Source organism: Ectobacillus soli (assembly GCF_042610425.1).
GTDB lineage: Bacteria > Bacillota > Bacilli > Bacillales > Bacillaceae_G > Ectobacillus.
Window position 1 is genome coordinate 1376211 of sequence record NZ_JBGJZM010000001.1, and the last position, 15368, is coordinate 1391578.

General features: G+C 38.3%; 16 protein-coding genes. 1 reads left to right on the plus strand and 15 read right to left on the minus strand.

Annotated elements, in window-relative coordinates:
- Positions 1-15 precede the first annotated feature (15 nt).
- From asnS to ACAN53_RS07205, 14 genes are all read right to left on the minus strand, one after another.
- On the minus strand, positions 16-1308 hold the full coding sequence (gene asnS, locus ACAN53_RS07140) for an asparagine--tRNA ligase (protein WP_379968467.1): 1293 nt from the start codon (positions 1306-1308) through the stop codon (positions 16-18).
- Between the two features lie 97 nt (positions 1309-1405).
- Complete coding sequence (locus ACAN53_RS07145) at positions 1406-1876, minus strand: cell wall elongation regulator TseB-like domain-containing protein (protein WP_379968469.1); 471 nt, start codon at positions 1874-1876, stop codon at positions 1406-1408.
- A gap of 7 nt (positions 1877-1883) precedes the next feature.
- Positions 1884-2054, minus strand: coding sequence for a DUF4264 family protein (locus tag ACAN53_RS07150; protein WP_379968471.1), 171 nt, complete (start codon positions 2052-2054; stop codon positions 1884-1886).
- A gap of 275 nt (positions 2055-2329) precedes the next feature.
- Positions 2330-5113, minus strand: coding sequence for an ATP-dependent DNA helicase DinG (gene dinG / locus ACAN53_RS07155; RefSeq protein ID WP_379968473.1), 2784 nt, complete (start codon positions 5111-5113; stop codon positions 2330-2332).
- Between the two features lie 145 nt (positions 5114-5258).
- Positions 5259-5642 carry an aspartate 1-decarboxylase gene (gene panD / locus ACAN53_RS07160; protein ID WP_379968475.1) on the minus strand — a complete coding sequence of 128 codons (384 nt, stop codon included), beginning with the start codon at positions 5640-5642 and terminating at the stop codon, positions 5259-5261.
- Between the two features lie 11 nt (positions 5643-5653).
- Positions 5654-6499: a pantoate--beta-alanine ligase gene (panC, locus tag ACAN53_RS07165; protein WP_379968477.1), complete on the minus strand. Its 846-nt coding sequence runs from the start codon at positions 6497-6499 to the stop codon at positions 5654-5656.
- Complete coding sequence (gene panB / locus ACAN53_RS07170) at positions 6490-7335, minus strand: 3-methyl-2-oxobutanoate hydroxymethyltransferase (protein WP_379968479.1); 846 nt, start codon at positions 7333-7335, stop codon at positions 6490-6492. The genes panC and panB overlap by 10 nt, the downstream gene beginning before the upstream one ends.
- Positions 7336-7537: 202 nt before the next feature.
- On the minus strand, positions 7538-8515 hold the full coding sequence (locus ACAN53_RS07175; RefSeq protein ID WP_379968480.1) for a biotin--[acetyl-CoA-carboxylase] ligase: 978 nt from the start codon (positions 8513-8515) through the stop codon (positions 7538-7540).
- Positions 8500-9684, minus strand: coding sequence for a CCA tRNA nucleotidyltransferase (locus ACAN53_RS07180; protein ID WP_379968482.1), 1185 nt, complete (start codon positions 9682-9684; stop codon positions 8500-8502). Before ACAN53_RS07180 ends, ACAN53_RS07175 begins: the two co-directional genes overlap by 16 nt.
- Positions 9671-10813, minus strand: coding sequence for an N-acetyl-alpha-D-glucosaminyl L-malate synthase BshA (bshA, locus tag ACAN53_RS07185; RefSeq protein ID WP_379970274.1), 1143 nt, complete (start codon positions 10811-10813; stop codon positions 9671-9673). Before bshA ends, ACAN53_RS07180 begins: the two co-directional genes overlap by 14 nt.
- Positions 10810-11511 (minus strand): bacillithiol biosynthesis deacetylase BshB1, encoded by a 702-nt coding sequence (gene bshB1 / locus ACAN53_RS07190; protein ID WP_379970275.1) that lies wholly within the window; start codon positions 11509-11511, stop codon positions 10810-10812. Before bshB1 ends, bshA begins: the two co-directional genes overlap by 4 nt.
- A gap of 7 nt (positions 11512-11518) precedes the next feature.
- A complete protein-coding gene (gene mgsA / locus ACAN53_RS07195) occupies positions 11519-11911 on the minus strand; it encodes a methylglyoxal synthase (RefSeq protein WP_379968484.1) in 393 nt (130 codons plus the stop codon).
- A 15-nt stretch (positions 11912-11926) separates the two neighbouring features.
- Positions 11927-12727: a 4-hydroxy-tetrahydrodipicolinate reductase gene (gene dapB, locus ACAN53_RS07200; RefSeq protein ID WP_379968486.1), complete on the minus strand. Its 801-nt coding sequence runs from the start codon at positions 12725-12727 to the stop codon at positions 11927-11929.
- A gap of 4 nt (positions 12728-12731) precedes the next feature.
- Entirely contained in the window at positions 12732-13064 is a 333-nt protein-coding gene (locus ACAN53_RS07205; protein WP_379968488.1) for a nucleotide pyrophosphohydrolase, read from the minus strand.
- A gap of 137 nt (positions 13065-13201) precedes the next feature.
- Between ACAN53_RS07205 and ACAN53_RS07210 the strand changes: the two genes are divergently transcribed.
- The gene (locus tag ACAN53_RS07210; protein WP_379968490.1) at positions 13202-14080 is read left to right on the plus strand and encodes a YitT family protein; all 879 of its coding nucleotides are present in this window, start codon (positions 13202-13204) and stop codon (positions 14078-14080) included.
- Between the two features lie 54 nt (positions 14081-14134).
- Here the strand turns inward: ACAN53_RS07210 and ACAN53_RS07215 are convergent, their stop codons facing one another.
- Positions 14135-15055 (minus strand): branched-chain amino acid transaminase, encoded by a 921-nt coding sequence (locus ACAN53_RS07215; protein WP_379968492.1) that lies wholly within the window; start codon positions 15053-15055, stop codon positions 14135-14137.
- Positions 15056-15368: the final 313 nt, after the last annotated feature.

A 15368-nucleotide genomic window follows, 5' to 3' on the forward strand; every position in this document is an offset into this window, starting at 1 on the left:
AGAGTACGTTCCTTATTATGGATAAATACGGTTTAATAAACGAGGGAACGGAATTGTTTCTCGCACATGTTCTACCCCTGATAGCCATGCTACTGTTCGTTCAAGACCTAATCCAAAGCCAGAGTGAGGAACAGAACCGTATTTACGAAGATCTAAATACCATTGGTAGGCATCCTCACTTAAATTATTTTCATCGATGCGTTGTTTTAATAAATCATAATCATCAATACGTTGGGAACCACCAATGATTTCACCGTATCCTTCTGGTGCGATTAAGTCCGCACATAAAACAACTTCAGAACGATTTGGATCTGGCTTCATATAAAATGACTTAATTGCTGCAGGATAATTTGTAATGAAGACCGGTTTCTCAAAGCTGTCTGCAATGGCAGTTTCATGAGGTGCCCCGAAATCCTCACCCCATGTTATATCATCAAAGCCTTTCTCATGTAAAAGCTTAATCGCATCATCATAGGAAATACGAGGGAATGGAGCTTTAATTAATTCTAGCTTTGTTGTATCTCTTCCCAATGTTTGTAGTTCCAATGCACAATTTTTTAGAACGGATTGAACAATATACGTAACGTACTTTTCTTGAACTTGTAAGCTATCTTCATGATCCATAAAAGCCATTTCAGGTTCAATCATCCAAAACTCAATTAAGTGACGACGAGTTTTCGATTTTTCGGCACGGAAGGTTGGCCCAAATGAAAATACACGACCCATTGCCATAGCTGCGGCTTCCATATATAACTGTCCACTTTGGGATAAATAGGCATCTTCATCAAAGTATTTCGTATGGAAAAGCTCTGTTGTACCTTCTGGCGCACTGCCAGTAAGAATTGGCGGATCTACCTTTACGAACCCGTTTTGATCAAAAAATTCGTAAGTAGCACGAATGATTTCATGGCGAATACGTAATACAGCATGCTGACGCTTTGATCGAATCCAGAGATGACGATGGTCCATTAAAAACTCTGTACCATGCTCCTTTGGTGTAATGGGATAGTCCTTTGATTCATGAATGATTTCAACATTCGTAACAGCAAGTTCATAACCAAACGGTGAACGAGTATCTTCATGAACAATTCCTGTTACATACAGGGATGTTTCTTGTGTTAAAGATTTTGCTCGTTGAAATAGTTCCTCACCAACTTCAGCCTTTACAACAACGCCTTGAATAAATCCTGAGCCGTCACGCAATTGTAAAAATGCAATTTTACCACTTGAGCGTTTATTTGCTAGCCAAGCGCCAATGGTTACCTCTTGATTTACATAGTTTTTTACTTGTTCAATAGTCGTTTTCACCTACGTAGTCCCTCCAACAAAGTCTCTCTATATGTTTTATTTGTTCCTACACGTTATATGGTGCAATGTACGTAATGATTCTAAAACAAAACCATCTTTATATGCTATATTGCCCTTCAAATTTCCCATCAGTAAAATTCACATAATAATAATGGTAATGATTAGCTTGGTCAATATACGTAATTTCCCACAATGGGGTTTCATTTTCAGCCCCTAATTTGACTTTAATGATTTGTTTTGGCTGCTTGTCTTTCGTAACAATTTGTGCAGCTTGTTGCTCGGAAATACCATCCTTTTTTTGCTTTGATAGTACTTTTCCCCCGCTCGTCGGCACCCAAACAATCATTTGTTCACCCTTAGAATTTGTACCTTCAATTATCGTGTAGGAACTCATTCCATGGTAATAATCTGTAGCAGTAATTGTAGAAAGAGAAGCTTCTTTCTTAGCATCTGTAATAGCTTTATCTTCTCCCAAATGCTTGTTATTCATTGTATTGTTATAAATGTACACTCCGTATGAGATTCCCGTTACAATAACTAATATGATTATAAGTATCCACTTTTTCATTGTATCACTACGATCTATAAATAGTAAATATTGCCGTATTTGTCTCGTTATCGTCTAGAGCTAAGCCGAACTTTAAATCCTTTTCCTTCAAAGTGCGGTTCAAACTATCAACGCTCTTATACAAATCACTTGAGTATTGCATGCGAGTCGTTGCCAACACTTCAGTCTTCTTATCCATGAAAACTCCCCCGTTACAAAAATTTCTAATCATATTAGTTCGTCATACGGTTACAATAAAGGTACATTCTCTACAACACCTGCTTCTACCCTCACCTATTATAGCAGGAGATTTTCATCTATTAAAGGTTTAGGCATAAAGTGGCCGGTTCTACGTTTTTATTTTTTAATATGACGTATTCCCGTTCCATCAAATCAATTGACATTCATGCAGAATCAGTTACAAATAACAAAATAGCCTCCAACCCACATAAATAGCCTGTAAACAGTTACAGGCTATTTAAATGATGACAATTTCTTTACTAAATCTTCAATGGGTTCTTCATAAATAGGAACTTTTGGAATCGATGTGATAAATCGTTTTCCATAATAGGTAGTTGTAATGCGGCGATCTAACACGAAACATATACCTCTGTCATCCTTCGTTCGAATCAATCTCCCGAATCCTTGTTTAAAGCGAAGAATTGCTTGAGGTAAGGAAAGATCTTGGAAAGCGTTTTTTCCTTCTTCTGTAAGCTTCTTTGCCTTTGCAGCCATAATAGGTGAGTCAGGAGGAGCAAATGGAAGACGAACGATTACAAGACAACTCAGTGCTTCTCCAGGTATATCAATACCTTCCCAAAAACTACTTGTGCCAAACAAAATAGCCTTATCAAATTGCTGAAAATTCTTTGTCATCCGCATCCGGCTCATCCCATTTATGCCTTGAGCAAGCAGTGCATATTCTTCCAAAACAGCATTTTCCTTCACAATCATATATGTCTGTCGTAGCATGTCATAGGATGTAAATAATACAAGCATACGTCCCCGCATTGCTTTTGCAATTAATACAATATGCTCTGAAATTTGTTCTACATACTCCTGTTCCGATACAGTCTTAATATTTGGCACAGTCGTAGGAATCATCATGGTCACTTGTTTGTCATATTGAAATGGTGAGGATACATGTAAAGTTGATGTTGGAAATTTTGTGAGACCTAGTGCTTGCTTCACATAATCAAATGTTCCATTAACAGTTAAAGTAGCTGATGTTAACACGACGCTTTTTCGTTTTGAAAAAAAAGTCTCGGCTAGCATGGTGCTTACATCAGTTGGTTGTTTATACAGCATCGTAGAATGAAGAGACCCCTTCGTTTCTGCTTCCATCCAAGTAACTCCGTCAACCTGCTCCTGTACTAGCAGTGATGTAAGAGTCAGATGCATAGCATGTAAGGAATCGGCTAAACTTGCAAATTCCTCCCCAATTACAAAACCTTCAAATTCTGTTTGTAATGTGTGACGCAATGATTCAAAGATCTCTTGAACACGGCGTAATAATGAATCAAGCCGATAAGTGGATTCTACAATTGCACTCCATAGTTTCCCTTTTTCCCGTTTCAATACGTATTTGTATTGAAGCTTGACATTTTGATTCACGTTTCTCCTTTTATTTCGATCTAAAATAAACCCGCGCAGCATGCGGAACAGTTCATCTGATTCAAATTTTGCCGTACGTAACATTTCATCAAGTTTACTAAATACAGTACTTTGCTGAGGACTCATCGTATCGTATACACGCCGAATAGTTCCATCTGTATCTAATGTTCCAAGCCGTGACAAAAGCAATTGAAACGACATACAAGAAAATTGCTCTCCTAATGCATGGCTAGCTACTTCTTCTATATGATGTGCTTCATCCAACACTACGTATTCATACTGAGATAATAAGGGCTCCTCATTTGTACTATCCTGCAGGAGCATAGCATGGTTTGTAATAATGATATCGGCAAAAAAGACACGATTCCTAGCATATTCATAAAAGCAACGAGAATTCCAAACATTTCGTTTACCGGTAGGACTGTTTCGATCGCTACAAATACGTTGCCACAGCATCTTCCCACCCGATGGCAAATTTAACTCATCTACATCTCCTGTTTCCGTTTGCAAAAGCCAAACAAGTATTTTTGCTTTTGTTAATACACTGTCGTAGTTTGCATCTTCTTCTTGCAAGGCATGCTCAAACTTATGTAAGCATAGATAATGCTTTCTCCCCTTGATTAAAGCTACTTCAAATGGAAAGGGTACTATATTCTTTAGAAACGGTATCTCTTTTTCAATAATTTGCTGCTGCAGCTGCACAGTATGTGTACTTATCACAACAGGTTTTTCCGCTTCTTTCGCATAAAATATGCTAGGAAGTAAATAGGCAAGTGTCTTCCCAGTACCCGTTCCTGCTTCAATGAATGAAATATTGCTATGTATAAATGCATGATATACTTCCTTCATCATCAATCTTTGTCCATCACGTCTATCATAGTTATCCATCGAATGTTGCAGATGTTCATCTATATGTTTTTCATAATTCGTAAATGACATAGGTGTTTGTTCTTCCTGAAATGAAACTGCATACGATTTTTTACGAAGAGCAATATTATGAAAAATATCGAAGCCTTCACTTGGTTCATTATGTTCCATCTTCTTCATCACCAATAAAGCGATGACTTCCCCGCTGTCGCTTTTAAAGTACCGACTTAATTCATACAAGGATTGCAAGGTCACTAGCGGAAAACCACTCATAATATCCAGTAATTTTAAAAATAAATGAGCAGTTACAAGGGCATCACTATCGGCACGATGTGGATGATCATGGGAAAGTTCAAATGATTTTGCTAAATCGCCCAGCTTATAGCTATCGGAAGTAGGAAGTAAAAACCTAGCAAGCTCGACCGTATCCATAATCGAACATGTGAAGGGTGGATATCCGGCCAATATCATTTCTTCTTGTAAAAATCCCCAATCAAAATGAACATTGTGAGCGACAAAGGTAGCATTTGCTAATAATCTTTGGATAGTTGGAACAATATCATAAAAAAGCGGAGCATTTTGCACCATTTCATCATCTATTCCTGTTAGCTCTGTTATGAATGGTGGAATTGATTTTTGAGGATTGACAAACGTAGAATACACTTCGCAAACTTTTCCATCCTCAATGACAACCGCCGCAAATTGAGTAATTTTATCATTACCGTTTTTAGGGGAATTTCCCGTCGTTTCCAAGTCGACGACAACATATCTGTTCATAGTCTACACCTCTCTTACCTACTAAATGAACAAACCTCGTTCTCCCTGTGTTTACTATACCACGTTTTACCTTCGCATTAAGAGTACTAGAAAAAAGGGCAACACAAAAAGATTTTCCTTTTTGGTTACCCTCTTTTCACATCAATTATAAAATAGTACTTGCAGGCTCATAGCCAAGCATTTGCTCTATATTATTATTTTCGTCTAACACCGCAATTTTAGGCTGATGGGTTTGTAGTTCTACTTCATTTACCATGCCATAGCAAATGACAATAATCTTATCGCCAGGTTGAACGAGTCTTGCTGCAGCTCCGTTTAAACACATAACTCCGCTTCCTCGTTCTCCTTTAATTACGTACGTTTCCAGACGTGATCCGTTATTGTTGTCTACGATTTGCACCTTTTCATTTTCAACAATTCCTACAGCGTCCATAAGATCTTCATCTATCGTAATACTTCCTACATAATTCAAGTTTGCTTCCGTAACGGTTGCACGGTGTAACTTTGCTCTCATAACAGTGCGAAGCATATATAATCCTCCTAGATTGTGAATGTAATGTTATCGATTAATCTTGCATGAGGAAACTTAACGGCAATTGCAATCAGCATCGATCCTTGTATCGTTTCGACTTCAGTCAAGGACGGGTATGCGTAAAGTTCAACATAATCGATTTCCCCTTGGGTATGATCTTGTAGATATTTAGAAATAAGAGAAATAATTGCTTGCGGAGACCGTTCTCCCTCATCAATTGCTTTTTTGGCTAGTTGTAAGCTTTTATTTAGATGGGGTGCATCCTTTCTTTCCTCACTTGAAAGAAAAGTATTTCGTGAGCTTTTTGCAAGACCATCTTCTTCTCTTACAATATCAACTGGATTAATCGTAACAGGAATATTATAATCCGCCACAAATCCTCTTATCACCGCAACCTGCTGTGCATCCTTTAAACCGAAATATGCATTGTGAGGCATTGTAATATGAAATAGCTTAATTAAAACGGTTGCAACCCCGTCAAAATGGCCAGGGCGTTTTCTACCACATAATACATTTGTGCGTGCAGTTACCGTTATGCTCGTTGATAGCGGTTCTGGATACATTTCATTTACACTTGGATAAAAAACGTAATCAACATTTGCATTCCGTGCTACTTGTTCATCTCGTTCTTTATCGCGTGGATACGTGTCAAAGTCTTCATTCGGCCCAAATTGTAAAGGATTCACAAAAACACTAAGAATAACAATATCATTTTCTTGTCTAGCACGTTTTAACAATGCTTGATGTCCCTCATGCAAATAACCCATGGTAGGTACAAATCCAATTGTTTTTCCTTCTGCACGTAAAGAAAGTGCAGTTTTCTGCATTGTTTCAATAGTTGTAATTACTTGCACGATAAATTCCCTCCATAAAGAGCTTGTAGTTCTTCTTCTTTCATAGTAAATGAATGTTTATCTTCTGGAAATTGACGTTGTTTCACTTCGTTTGTATATTGCGTAATCCCACGAACAATTTCATCCTGAACAGAAACATAGGCTTTCACAAATTTAGGAACTCGTCCAACACCGTACGTAATTAAATCATGATAAACGAGAACTTGTCCATCTACTCCGTTACCAGCTCCAATTCCAATTGTAGGAATGGTAAGAGCAGATGAAATTTCTAATGCCAGCTGCTTTGGTACACATTCAAGCACGATTGCAATCGCGCCTGCTTCCTCACAAAGACGGGCATCATCAATCAGCTTACGGGCACTTTCAGCATCCTTACCTTGAACTTTATATCCACCTAATACATTAACGGATTGCGGCGTTAAACCAAGGTGCGCAACTACTGGTACTCCTGCATGGGTTAATTGCCCTACTACGTCAAGAACTTCGTCTGCACCTTCAATTTTAAGAGCATGTGCACCACCTTCTTGCACAATCCGCATCGCGTTCTTCATTGTATCTTCTTTCGAAACATGATAGGACATAAATGGCATATCTGTAACAATAAACGTATTGGTTGCGCCGCGTTTGACCGCTTTTGTATGATGAATCATATCCTCAACAGTTACAGGAATTGTTGAATCATAACCAAGCACAACCATTCCTAAAGAATCCCCAACCAGAATCATATCAACATTTGCTTGCTCCGTTAATTTCGCAGATGGATAATCATATGCTGTTACCATTACAATTGGTTCACTTTGACGCTTCATTTCAATAAAGTCTTTTGAAGTTTTCATCAATTTCCTCCTCGGTTTCGAATAAGGAAGGGGAAGGACATAAAAAAATCCTTCTGTCCATAAGGAAGAAGGATTATCTGTCGGTTTCATCCCTCTGTCCCAGTCCGTTTGGATCCAGGCAGAATCCGCTATAAGTTGAAAGGGTGCAGTTCCTGTTGATACTGCCCATGCACAACATTATACCAAATTCTATACAGAACTACTAGATTTCAATATCAGCAGAAGGGATATAATGAATGTTACCGTCGTAATCTTCTAAAATAAGGACACCATCGTCCCGAATACCTTTAGCAATACCAACGTACGTTTCATTCATTGTTATCGCCTTAATTTCTTTTCCAATGCTTATAGCATAGCTTTCCCAAAGCACTTTAATAAATGAAAACCCATGTTGTAAATATTCTCCGTACAATTTTTCCATTTGCGCAAATATAGCTTGCATTAATCCAGCACGATTGATATCGCTTCCTTTTTCGATAGCAAGTGAGGTAGCAATATGCTGAATTTCAGGTGCAAAATGTTCTTTTTTCTGGTTTACATTAATTCCAATCCCAATAATTATAGCTTGGATTTTATCTATTTCAGCTTGCATTTCAGTTAAAATACCAACAACCTTTTTTCCCTTAATTAAAATATCATTTGGCCATTTAATCCCTACTTCTACCCCTGTATATAATTCGATTGCCTGTGCAACACTTACAGCGGCAAGCAAAGTAAGCTGAGGAGCTTGTTGCATTGGAATATCAGGACGTAAAATGATGCTCATCCAAACTCCCGTCCCTTTTGGAGCAAACCATTTGCGTTGCAATCTACCTCGCCCTTCGGTTTGTTCTTCTGCAACGACAACAGTTCCTTCAGGTGCTCCTTCATACACAAGGCGGGCAGCAACTTTTTGTGTAGATGAGACGGTTTCTTCAAAATGAACATTTCGACCAATATAGTTCGTTTGTAACCCTAAATGAACTTCATTTTCTGTTACTTTATCAGGCTTGCTGGCAATACGGTACCCAAGGCGACGAATCGCCTCAAGCTCATAACCTTCTGACCGTAAATCTTCCATATGTTTCCACACAGCAGTTCGTGAACATCCAAGCTGTTCACTAATCGTCTGTCCGGAAACAAACTTTCCATCTGCTTCTGAAAAAATTTCCAAAAGCTGCTTTCTTATAGAAGTTTGCATGAGATGAGCCACTCCTTAATATCATCCTTCGTATTTGTAATGTCTTTATTTATGACTGCTTTTTCTACTTCATCTAATATATTTGCAACCCACGGACCTGCTTGCTGCTTGCTCCAAGTAAGTAAATCATGTCCCGATATAGCAAGCTCTGCCCGATTGTGAATAGGTAATGCTCGAAGCATAGATGAAATATCCTGAAAAGAAGCTTGGGGTGACAAAATACGAAATAGTTTTTCTACCATCCTTGCGATTTCTTCCCCCGCATGATACAGCATCACTTCATCCCATTGCTTTTCCATTCGTGTTCGCAAATAAATTAGCATCGTATGAATCCGTTTCATTTTTTTACCGGGTAATTTCCAATTTTTTAACATATTGATTTCATTTTCGATTTCTAAAGTAAAGAGCACCAATGTCCATGCTTCCACATCATAATCAATCTTCGACCAATCATAAGTCGTTAAACAAGCTAACTTCTCCCGCTTGTCCTCAAGCCCCGGTAAATACCGTTGCATGTTTACCTCGATTAAAATAGGAATTGCCATCGTAACGAATTCTCCGAGTAGTAATTTTTCAAATTCTACTGCTATCCGTTCAATTGCAATATGGGAAAGATGTTCCATATTTTCTATCATCGCTTGCTTCGTTTCTTCCTGTAAAGTAAAACCAAGCGTGCTCACAAACCTAGCCCCTCGCATAATACGAAGAGCATCTTCCCTAAACCGTTCGTGCGGGTTCCCTACTGTTACAATTCGTTTTTCAGCAATCGCCTTCTGGCCACCATATGGATCAATTAAAACTCCATCCTCTGTCATGGCAATGGCATTCATCGTAAAGTCTCTTCGCTTCAAATCTTCCTGAAGAGAGCGGACGAATTTCACCTCTTTCGGATGTCGAAAATCATCGTACCCTTCCTCTACTCGAAATGTCGTTACTTCATAGGGTATTCCTGATTCTAAAACAATAACTGTCCCGTGCACAAGCCCAACAGGAATGTGATGAGGAAACAGATTCATGACATCGGCAGGCATCGCCGATGTGGCTATATCAATGTCTCCAAGTGAACGCCCGAGTAATAAATCCCGAACACTTCCTCCTACAAAATAAGCTTCATATCCGTTTTCCTTTAAGAGTTGTAAAATAGCCGTTGCTTGCTTAAATTCCTTCATGCAACTCACCTAACAGTTCATAATAGATTGCTTCATACTTAGAAACGATATATTCTGCAGAAAATTGCTCCTTCACAACTTGCAAGGCACGATGCGACATCTGTTTGTGCAACGATTGACTTTGTAAAATGCGAAGCGACTTTTGACTAATATCTTCAACATCTCCCAGTTCACAGATGAAGCCAGTTTCCCCGTGCCGAATAACTTCTGGAATGCCACCAATATTTGTCCCTACGCACGGAACCCCACATGCCATCGCTTCCAGAAGAACGAGTCCAAAACTTTCCTTCTCAGACAGCAAAAGCATTAGATCGCTGATTGATAATAAGTCTTCTACATTGTCTTGCTTTCCAAGAAATAAAACATTTTTCTCTAGATGCAGTTCTTTCACAAGAGATGTCATTGCGCAATACTCAGGTCCATCTCCCACAAGAAGAAGCTTGGCAGGAACCTTTTGCTGAATACGTGAGAAGGAACGAATAATATCATCTAATCGTTTTACTTTTCGAAAGTTAGAAATATGAATCAATACCTTTTCATCGTCACGTATACCGTATTCTTTTTTCAGATGTAACATTTTCTTTTTATGATACACTCTTTCATCTATGAAATTATGAATGGTATGTAATTCTTTATCAGGTGAAATCAGTTCCTTTGTTTGCTCCCTAAGCGAATGGGATACTGCTGTAACATAATCCGACTGCTCAATACCAAATCGTATTAAATTATTTAAGGTTGCATCATAACCGAGTACCGTAATATCTGTTCCATGAAGCGTTGTCACAATTTTCAATGGCGTATTTGCCATTTGTTTCGCTAAATAAGCACATACAGCATGTGGAATGGCATAATGAACATGTAGGAGATCAAGATGCTCCCTTTCTGCCACCTCCGCCATCTTACTAGCTAAAGCTAAATCATAAGGAGGATATTGAAAAACGGAATATTGATTTACTTCCACTTCATGAAAATAAATATTGTGATAAAATTTATTAAGTCGAAATGGGACGCCAGACGTAATGAAATGAATTTCATGGCCACGCTCTGCAAGCAGCTTTCCGAGCTCGGTACCCACAACTCCTGAACCGCCAACTGACGGATAGCATGTTATTCCAATTTTCAACATTATGATCCTCCCAGCAAGTCTTTATGCAAAACAAGAGGCTTTTTACTCATAAAACCTTCCGCATATTTCACTCCGACTTCTTTGCCAAATAATTTTTCCCGAGCAATGACAGTTTCAGTATAACCATCCGTTAACGGCGTACTCACTCCCTCAACGCCTTTTGAAAATTGACTTTCATAGGCTTGCAAGGCACGAACCTTATCATCCATATATTCGCTTACATCTACACAAAAGTTCGGCTTATGAAAGCCATTTATCATGTAAAAATACATAGATTGAACGCGGTGATGCTCTAAGTGCGGCATAAACTTCCGAACACCAGCAGAAAACATTGCTTCCTCAACAAGTTTGGCACAAGAAGCATGATCCGGATGACGATCCTCTAAAAAAGGGGCAAAAATAAGCTTCGGTTTGTATGTGCGAATGACTTCTACTATTTTTTGAATGTATTCATCCTTGTATTGCAAACCGCGATCTGGAAATCCAAGATTTAATCTAGTCTTTACACCCATGACATCGGCAGCCTTTTGCGCTTCACGTTTACGTAAAGGAACTGACCCATTGGAAGATAAATCCGCTTCTGTTAAATCACAAATTCCTACTTGATAACCCAGTTTTGTATATTTAATAATAGTCGCTGCCATACCGATTTCTACATCATCGGCATGCGCTCCAAATGCTAGTATGTCTAATCCCATGATGATCTCCTTATTTTAACTTTCGATAATCTAAATCTCCTCGATCTAGTGCATGCATCAACAACTCAGCACTTGCCATATTGGTTGCGAGTGGAATGGAATATACATCGCATAATCGCAACAATGCATTTACATCTGGTTCATGCGGCTGCGCAGTTAGAGGATCTCGGAAAAAAATAATCATGTCCATATTCTTATCTGCAATCATAGCTCCAATTTGTTGGTCTCCACCAAGTGGTCCAGATTGAAACCGAGTAACAGATAACCCGGTTGCTTCTGCTACTTTAAGTCCAGTCGTACCCGTTGCAAATAATTCATGCTCGCAAAGGATTGGTGTATATGCCGTCGTAAAAGACACCATGTCCTGTTTCTTTTTGTCATGGGCAATTAAAGCAATCTTCATGTGTCATTTCTCCTCTTAATCTACGATATTTTCTAATCCGTATATAAGTGTATCGACTTTCATTACGGTTTCAATTGCAATTTTCACACCTGACATAAAGGAAGCACGGTTATAAGAATCGTGACGAAGGGTAAGGAGCTGTCCATCTCCTCCAAATAATACTTCTTGATGAGCAATAAGCCCAGGGAGTCTTACACTATGAACATGAATTCCATCGATATTGGCACCGCGAGCACCTTGAATTTGCTCTTTCTCATTTGGATGTCCTTGCTCTTTTGGCTGTCTTTCCTTACGAATTAAATCTACTGTTTTTAATGCTGTTCCTGAAGGCGCATCCAATTTCCGATCATGATGAAGCTCAATTACTTCTACATCTTGAAAATATTTTGCTGCCATTTGTGCAAACTTCATCATCAGAACCGCTCCAATAGCAAAGTTAGGGGCAATAATAGCGCCAATTTCTTTGCTTTCTGCGATTTGTGTAAGCTCTTTAATTTCGTTTTCTGTAAAGCCAGTTGTCCCGATTACGGAGCGTACTCCGTTCACAAGTGCTGTATGTAAATGTTTTTTCCCCACTTCAGGCGTTGTTAAATCAAGAACGACATCTGCCTTAACATGTTGCAAACATTCCTCTAATGATTCATATATAGGTGCATCCAACGAAGGAAGTCCTTCAATATCTGAAATAAGCTTTCCCCCATTTTTATAATCTACTGCTGCTACTAGTTCAAAATGAGCTGTTCTTTCCATAAGAAGCACCGCTTCACGGCCCATCCGTCCTCTAGGACCTGCAATAATAACTGAGATTGTATTCATTTTCTTATTCCTCCTCTTTACGTGTCCAACGGTCTTTATCCCGCGTACGAAATTTCTCCATAACACGATCATGTGCCGTTGCTAAGTCTATATGTAGACTATTTGCCATACAAATAACAACAAATAGTAAATCTGCTAGCTCTTCCTCGATTGTACGCTCTTTCTCCGTATTTTTCTTCGGTTTTTCCCCATAATAATGGTTTATTTCCCGCGCTAGCTCCCCTAGCTCCTCTGTTAAACGAGCTGTCATCGCTAGAGGACTAAAATAGCCTTCTTTAAATTGACCTATGTATGCATCGACTTCTTCTTGCATTTGCTTCATTGATTTATTTTCCATTTTCATCACCTCTAGATCCTATCTACCATGTTAGCTAATTCCATTCATTTTGACAAATGATAAGCTAATTCATCATTTGCCTCGTAATAAAGGATACACTATAATAAATTGTTGGACTACATATCAGGGGGAAGATTATGCAAAACATACATATTCGTAACATCTTTTTTATCATAGTTGGTGCAGCCATTTTTTCTTTTGGTATCGTGAATATTAACATCGAAAACCATTTAGCGGAAGGTGGATTCACAGGGATTACACTATTGCTGTATTTTTTATTTCACCTTGATCCCTCTTATACAAATTTAATTTTAAACGTACCTCTCTTTTTTATTGGTTGGAAACTACTTGGAAGAATTACGTTTATTTATACAATCCTTGGAACGGTTGCTGTATCCGTTTTTTTATGGGTATTTCAACGATACTCCATTTTTCATTTGCATTTAGAATTACAAAATGATATGACGCTGGCAGCTTTATTAGCAGGAGTCTTTATTGGGGTTGGACTTGGTATCATTTTTCGCTTTGGTGGAACGACCGGCGGGGTCGATATCATTGCTCGGTTAGCACATAAATTTGCTGGATGGGGCATGGGAAAAACGATGTTTTTATTTGATGCCGTTGTCATTTCCCTTTCAATTGTTATGTATCTTTCCTACAAGCAAGGAATGTATACGCTTCTAGCTGTTTTTGTTGGTGCACGTGTTATTGATTTCATGCAAGAAGGTGCCTATGCAGCAAAGGGAGCAACCATTATTTCAGATAAAAACGAAGCGATTGCTTCTAAGATTTTAACCGAAATGGATCGCGGTGCTACCTTTTTAAAAGGCGTAGGGACCTATACAAAACTAGAAAGAGATGTCTTATATTGCGTTGTTGCAAAAAATGAAGTATTTAAATTAAAAAGCATTATTACGTCCATTGACCCTCATGCATTTGTTGCAGTAAGCGATGTGCATGATGTATTAGGTGAAGGATTTACTTTAGACGAAAACAAGAAACCAATACATAAATAATAAAAGTGAGTTGATCCAACGTCTGTGTTGAATCAACTCACTTTTGCATTACCATTATTTCGTATATACTGGCGTACAGTAATGCGCATATTTCGGATTTTTAGCAATCGTTAAATCAAAGAATAGTTCTTTAATCTTTCCGCATACTTCGCCTTGATGACCTGTTCCTACTACACGGTGATCCACTTCTACAACCGGCGTTACTTCCATAGCAGTTCCGCTAAAGAATACTTCATCAGCTGCATAAAGTTCCGTTCTAGATACACTTCGTTCTACTACTTCCATACCTAGATCTTCCTGTGCAAGTTGCATAACGAGCTCACGCGTAATACCTTCAAGAATATTGTCAGATGGTGGTGGTGTAATCAACTTACCCTTTTTATACATAAAGATATTTTCTCCTGGTCCTTCACATACATGACCGGAATTTGTAAGGAAAATAGCTTCATCAAAGCCAGCTCTTGTAATTTCTAATCCAGCAAGCGCAGAATTTAGATAAGCAGCTGTTGCTTTTGTACGAGGTGGTAACATATTGTCTTCAATTCGTTTCCAAGAAGTTACCCCTACACTTAGTTCTGCTTTACCTGCGTATTTATTTAGTGGCTGCGTATAGATTAAAATGCGCGGCTCTGGATTTGTTAAAGAAGGACCAATGTCTTGTGCATCATTGTAGACAATTGGACGAATATATGTTGTTTGTTTACAATTATTTTTCTTAAGTAGTTCGACTGTTCCTGCACATAACTCTTCAACAGTCATGCCGAAATCTAAGTTTACCGTTTTGGCAGATTGCAGCAATCTTATGTAATGATCTTCCATTCGAAAACCATACAATTGTTCCGTTTCATCATCCCAGTAAGCTCTGATTCCTTCAAAAACCCCAAGACCATAGTTAAATGCTTTACTACGGATTCCGATTTTTACTTCTTCTTCTTTTACAATCTTCCCTTGATAAAACACATATGATTCTGTCATAAAACTGCCTCCTTATTCAATTACTGTATCATTCGTACAGATTATCTTTTTATATAAGTAGATAACTGATACTAGTATAAATGCCCCTAAACGAAAGAGTAATTATAACTCACTATTCTATATCTACTGTTATATATGATACCATAAAAATCGACATACTTTTTAAAAAATCAAAATATAATGACTTGCCTTATAATTTCGTTTAATTAGTGGAAAGACCTTCTTTCTATCATTATCTGATTTTACATTCCCCTGAACTAACCATTTTTCCGGCAGCTGAAATTTATTTTTTCATACATTTCTCAAACTGTGA

What these genes read in the sequence shown, in the direction of transcription:
- ACAN53_RS07145 (WP_379968469.1), bottom strand. Translation starts at nt 1,876, where the DNA reads ATGAAAAAGTGGATACTTATAATCATATTAGTTATTGTAACGGGAATC.
- ACAN53_RS07150 (WP_379968471.1), bottom strand. Translation starts at nt 2,054, where the DNA reads ATGGATAAGAAGACTGAAGTGTTGGCAACGACTCGCATGCAATACTCA.
- dinG (WP_379968473.1), bottom strand. Translation starts at nt 5,113, where the DNA reads ATGAACAGATATGTTGTCGTCGACTTGGAAACGACGGGAAATTCCCCT.
- panD (WP_379968475.1), bottom strand. Translation starts at nt 5,642, where the DNA reads ATGCTTCGCACTGTTATGAGAGCAAAGTTACACCGTGCAACCGTTACG.
- panB (WP_379968479.1), bottom strand. Translation starts at nt 7,335, where the DNA reads ATGAAAACTTCAAAAGACTTTATTGAAATGAAGCGTCAAAGTGAACCA.
- ACAN53_RS07175 (WP_379968480.1), bottom strand. Translation starts at nt 8,515, where the DNA reads ATGCAAACTTCTATAAGAAAGCAGCTTTTGGAAATTTTTTCAGAAGCA.
- ACAN53_RS07180 (WP_379968482.1), bottom strand. Translation starts at nt 9,684, where the DNA reads ATGAAGGAATTTAAGCAAGCAACGGCTATTTTACAACTCTTAAAGGAA.
- mgsA (WP_379968484.1), bottom strand. Translation starts at nt 11,911, where the DNA reads ATGAAGATTGCTTTAATTGCCCATGACAAAAAGAAACAGGACATGGTG.
- dapB (WP_379968486.1), bottom strand. Translation starts at nt 12,727, where the DNA reads ATGAATACAATCTCAGTTATTATTGCAGGTCCTAGAGGACGGATGGGC.
- ACAN53_RS07205 (WP_379968488.1), bottom strand. Translation starts at nt 13,064, where the DNA reads ATGGAAAATAAATCAATGAAGCAAATGCAAGAAGAAGTCGATGCATAC.
- ACAN53_RS07210 (WP_379968490.1), top strand. Translation starts at nt 13,202, where the DNA reads ATGCAAAACATACATATTCGTAACATCTTTTTTATCATAGTTGGTGCA.
- ACAN53_RS07215 (WP_379968492.1), bottom strand. Translation starts at nt 15,055, where the DNA reads ATGACAGAATCATATGTGTTTTATCAAGGGAAGATTGTAAAAGAAGAA.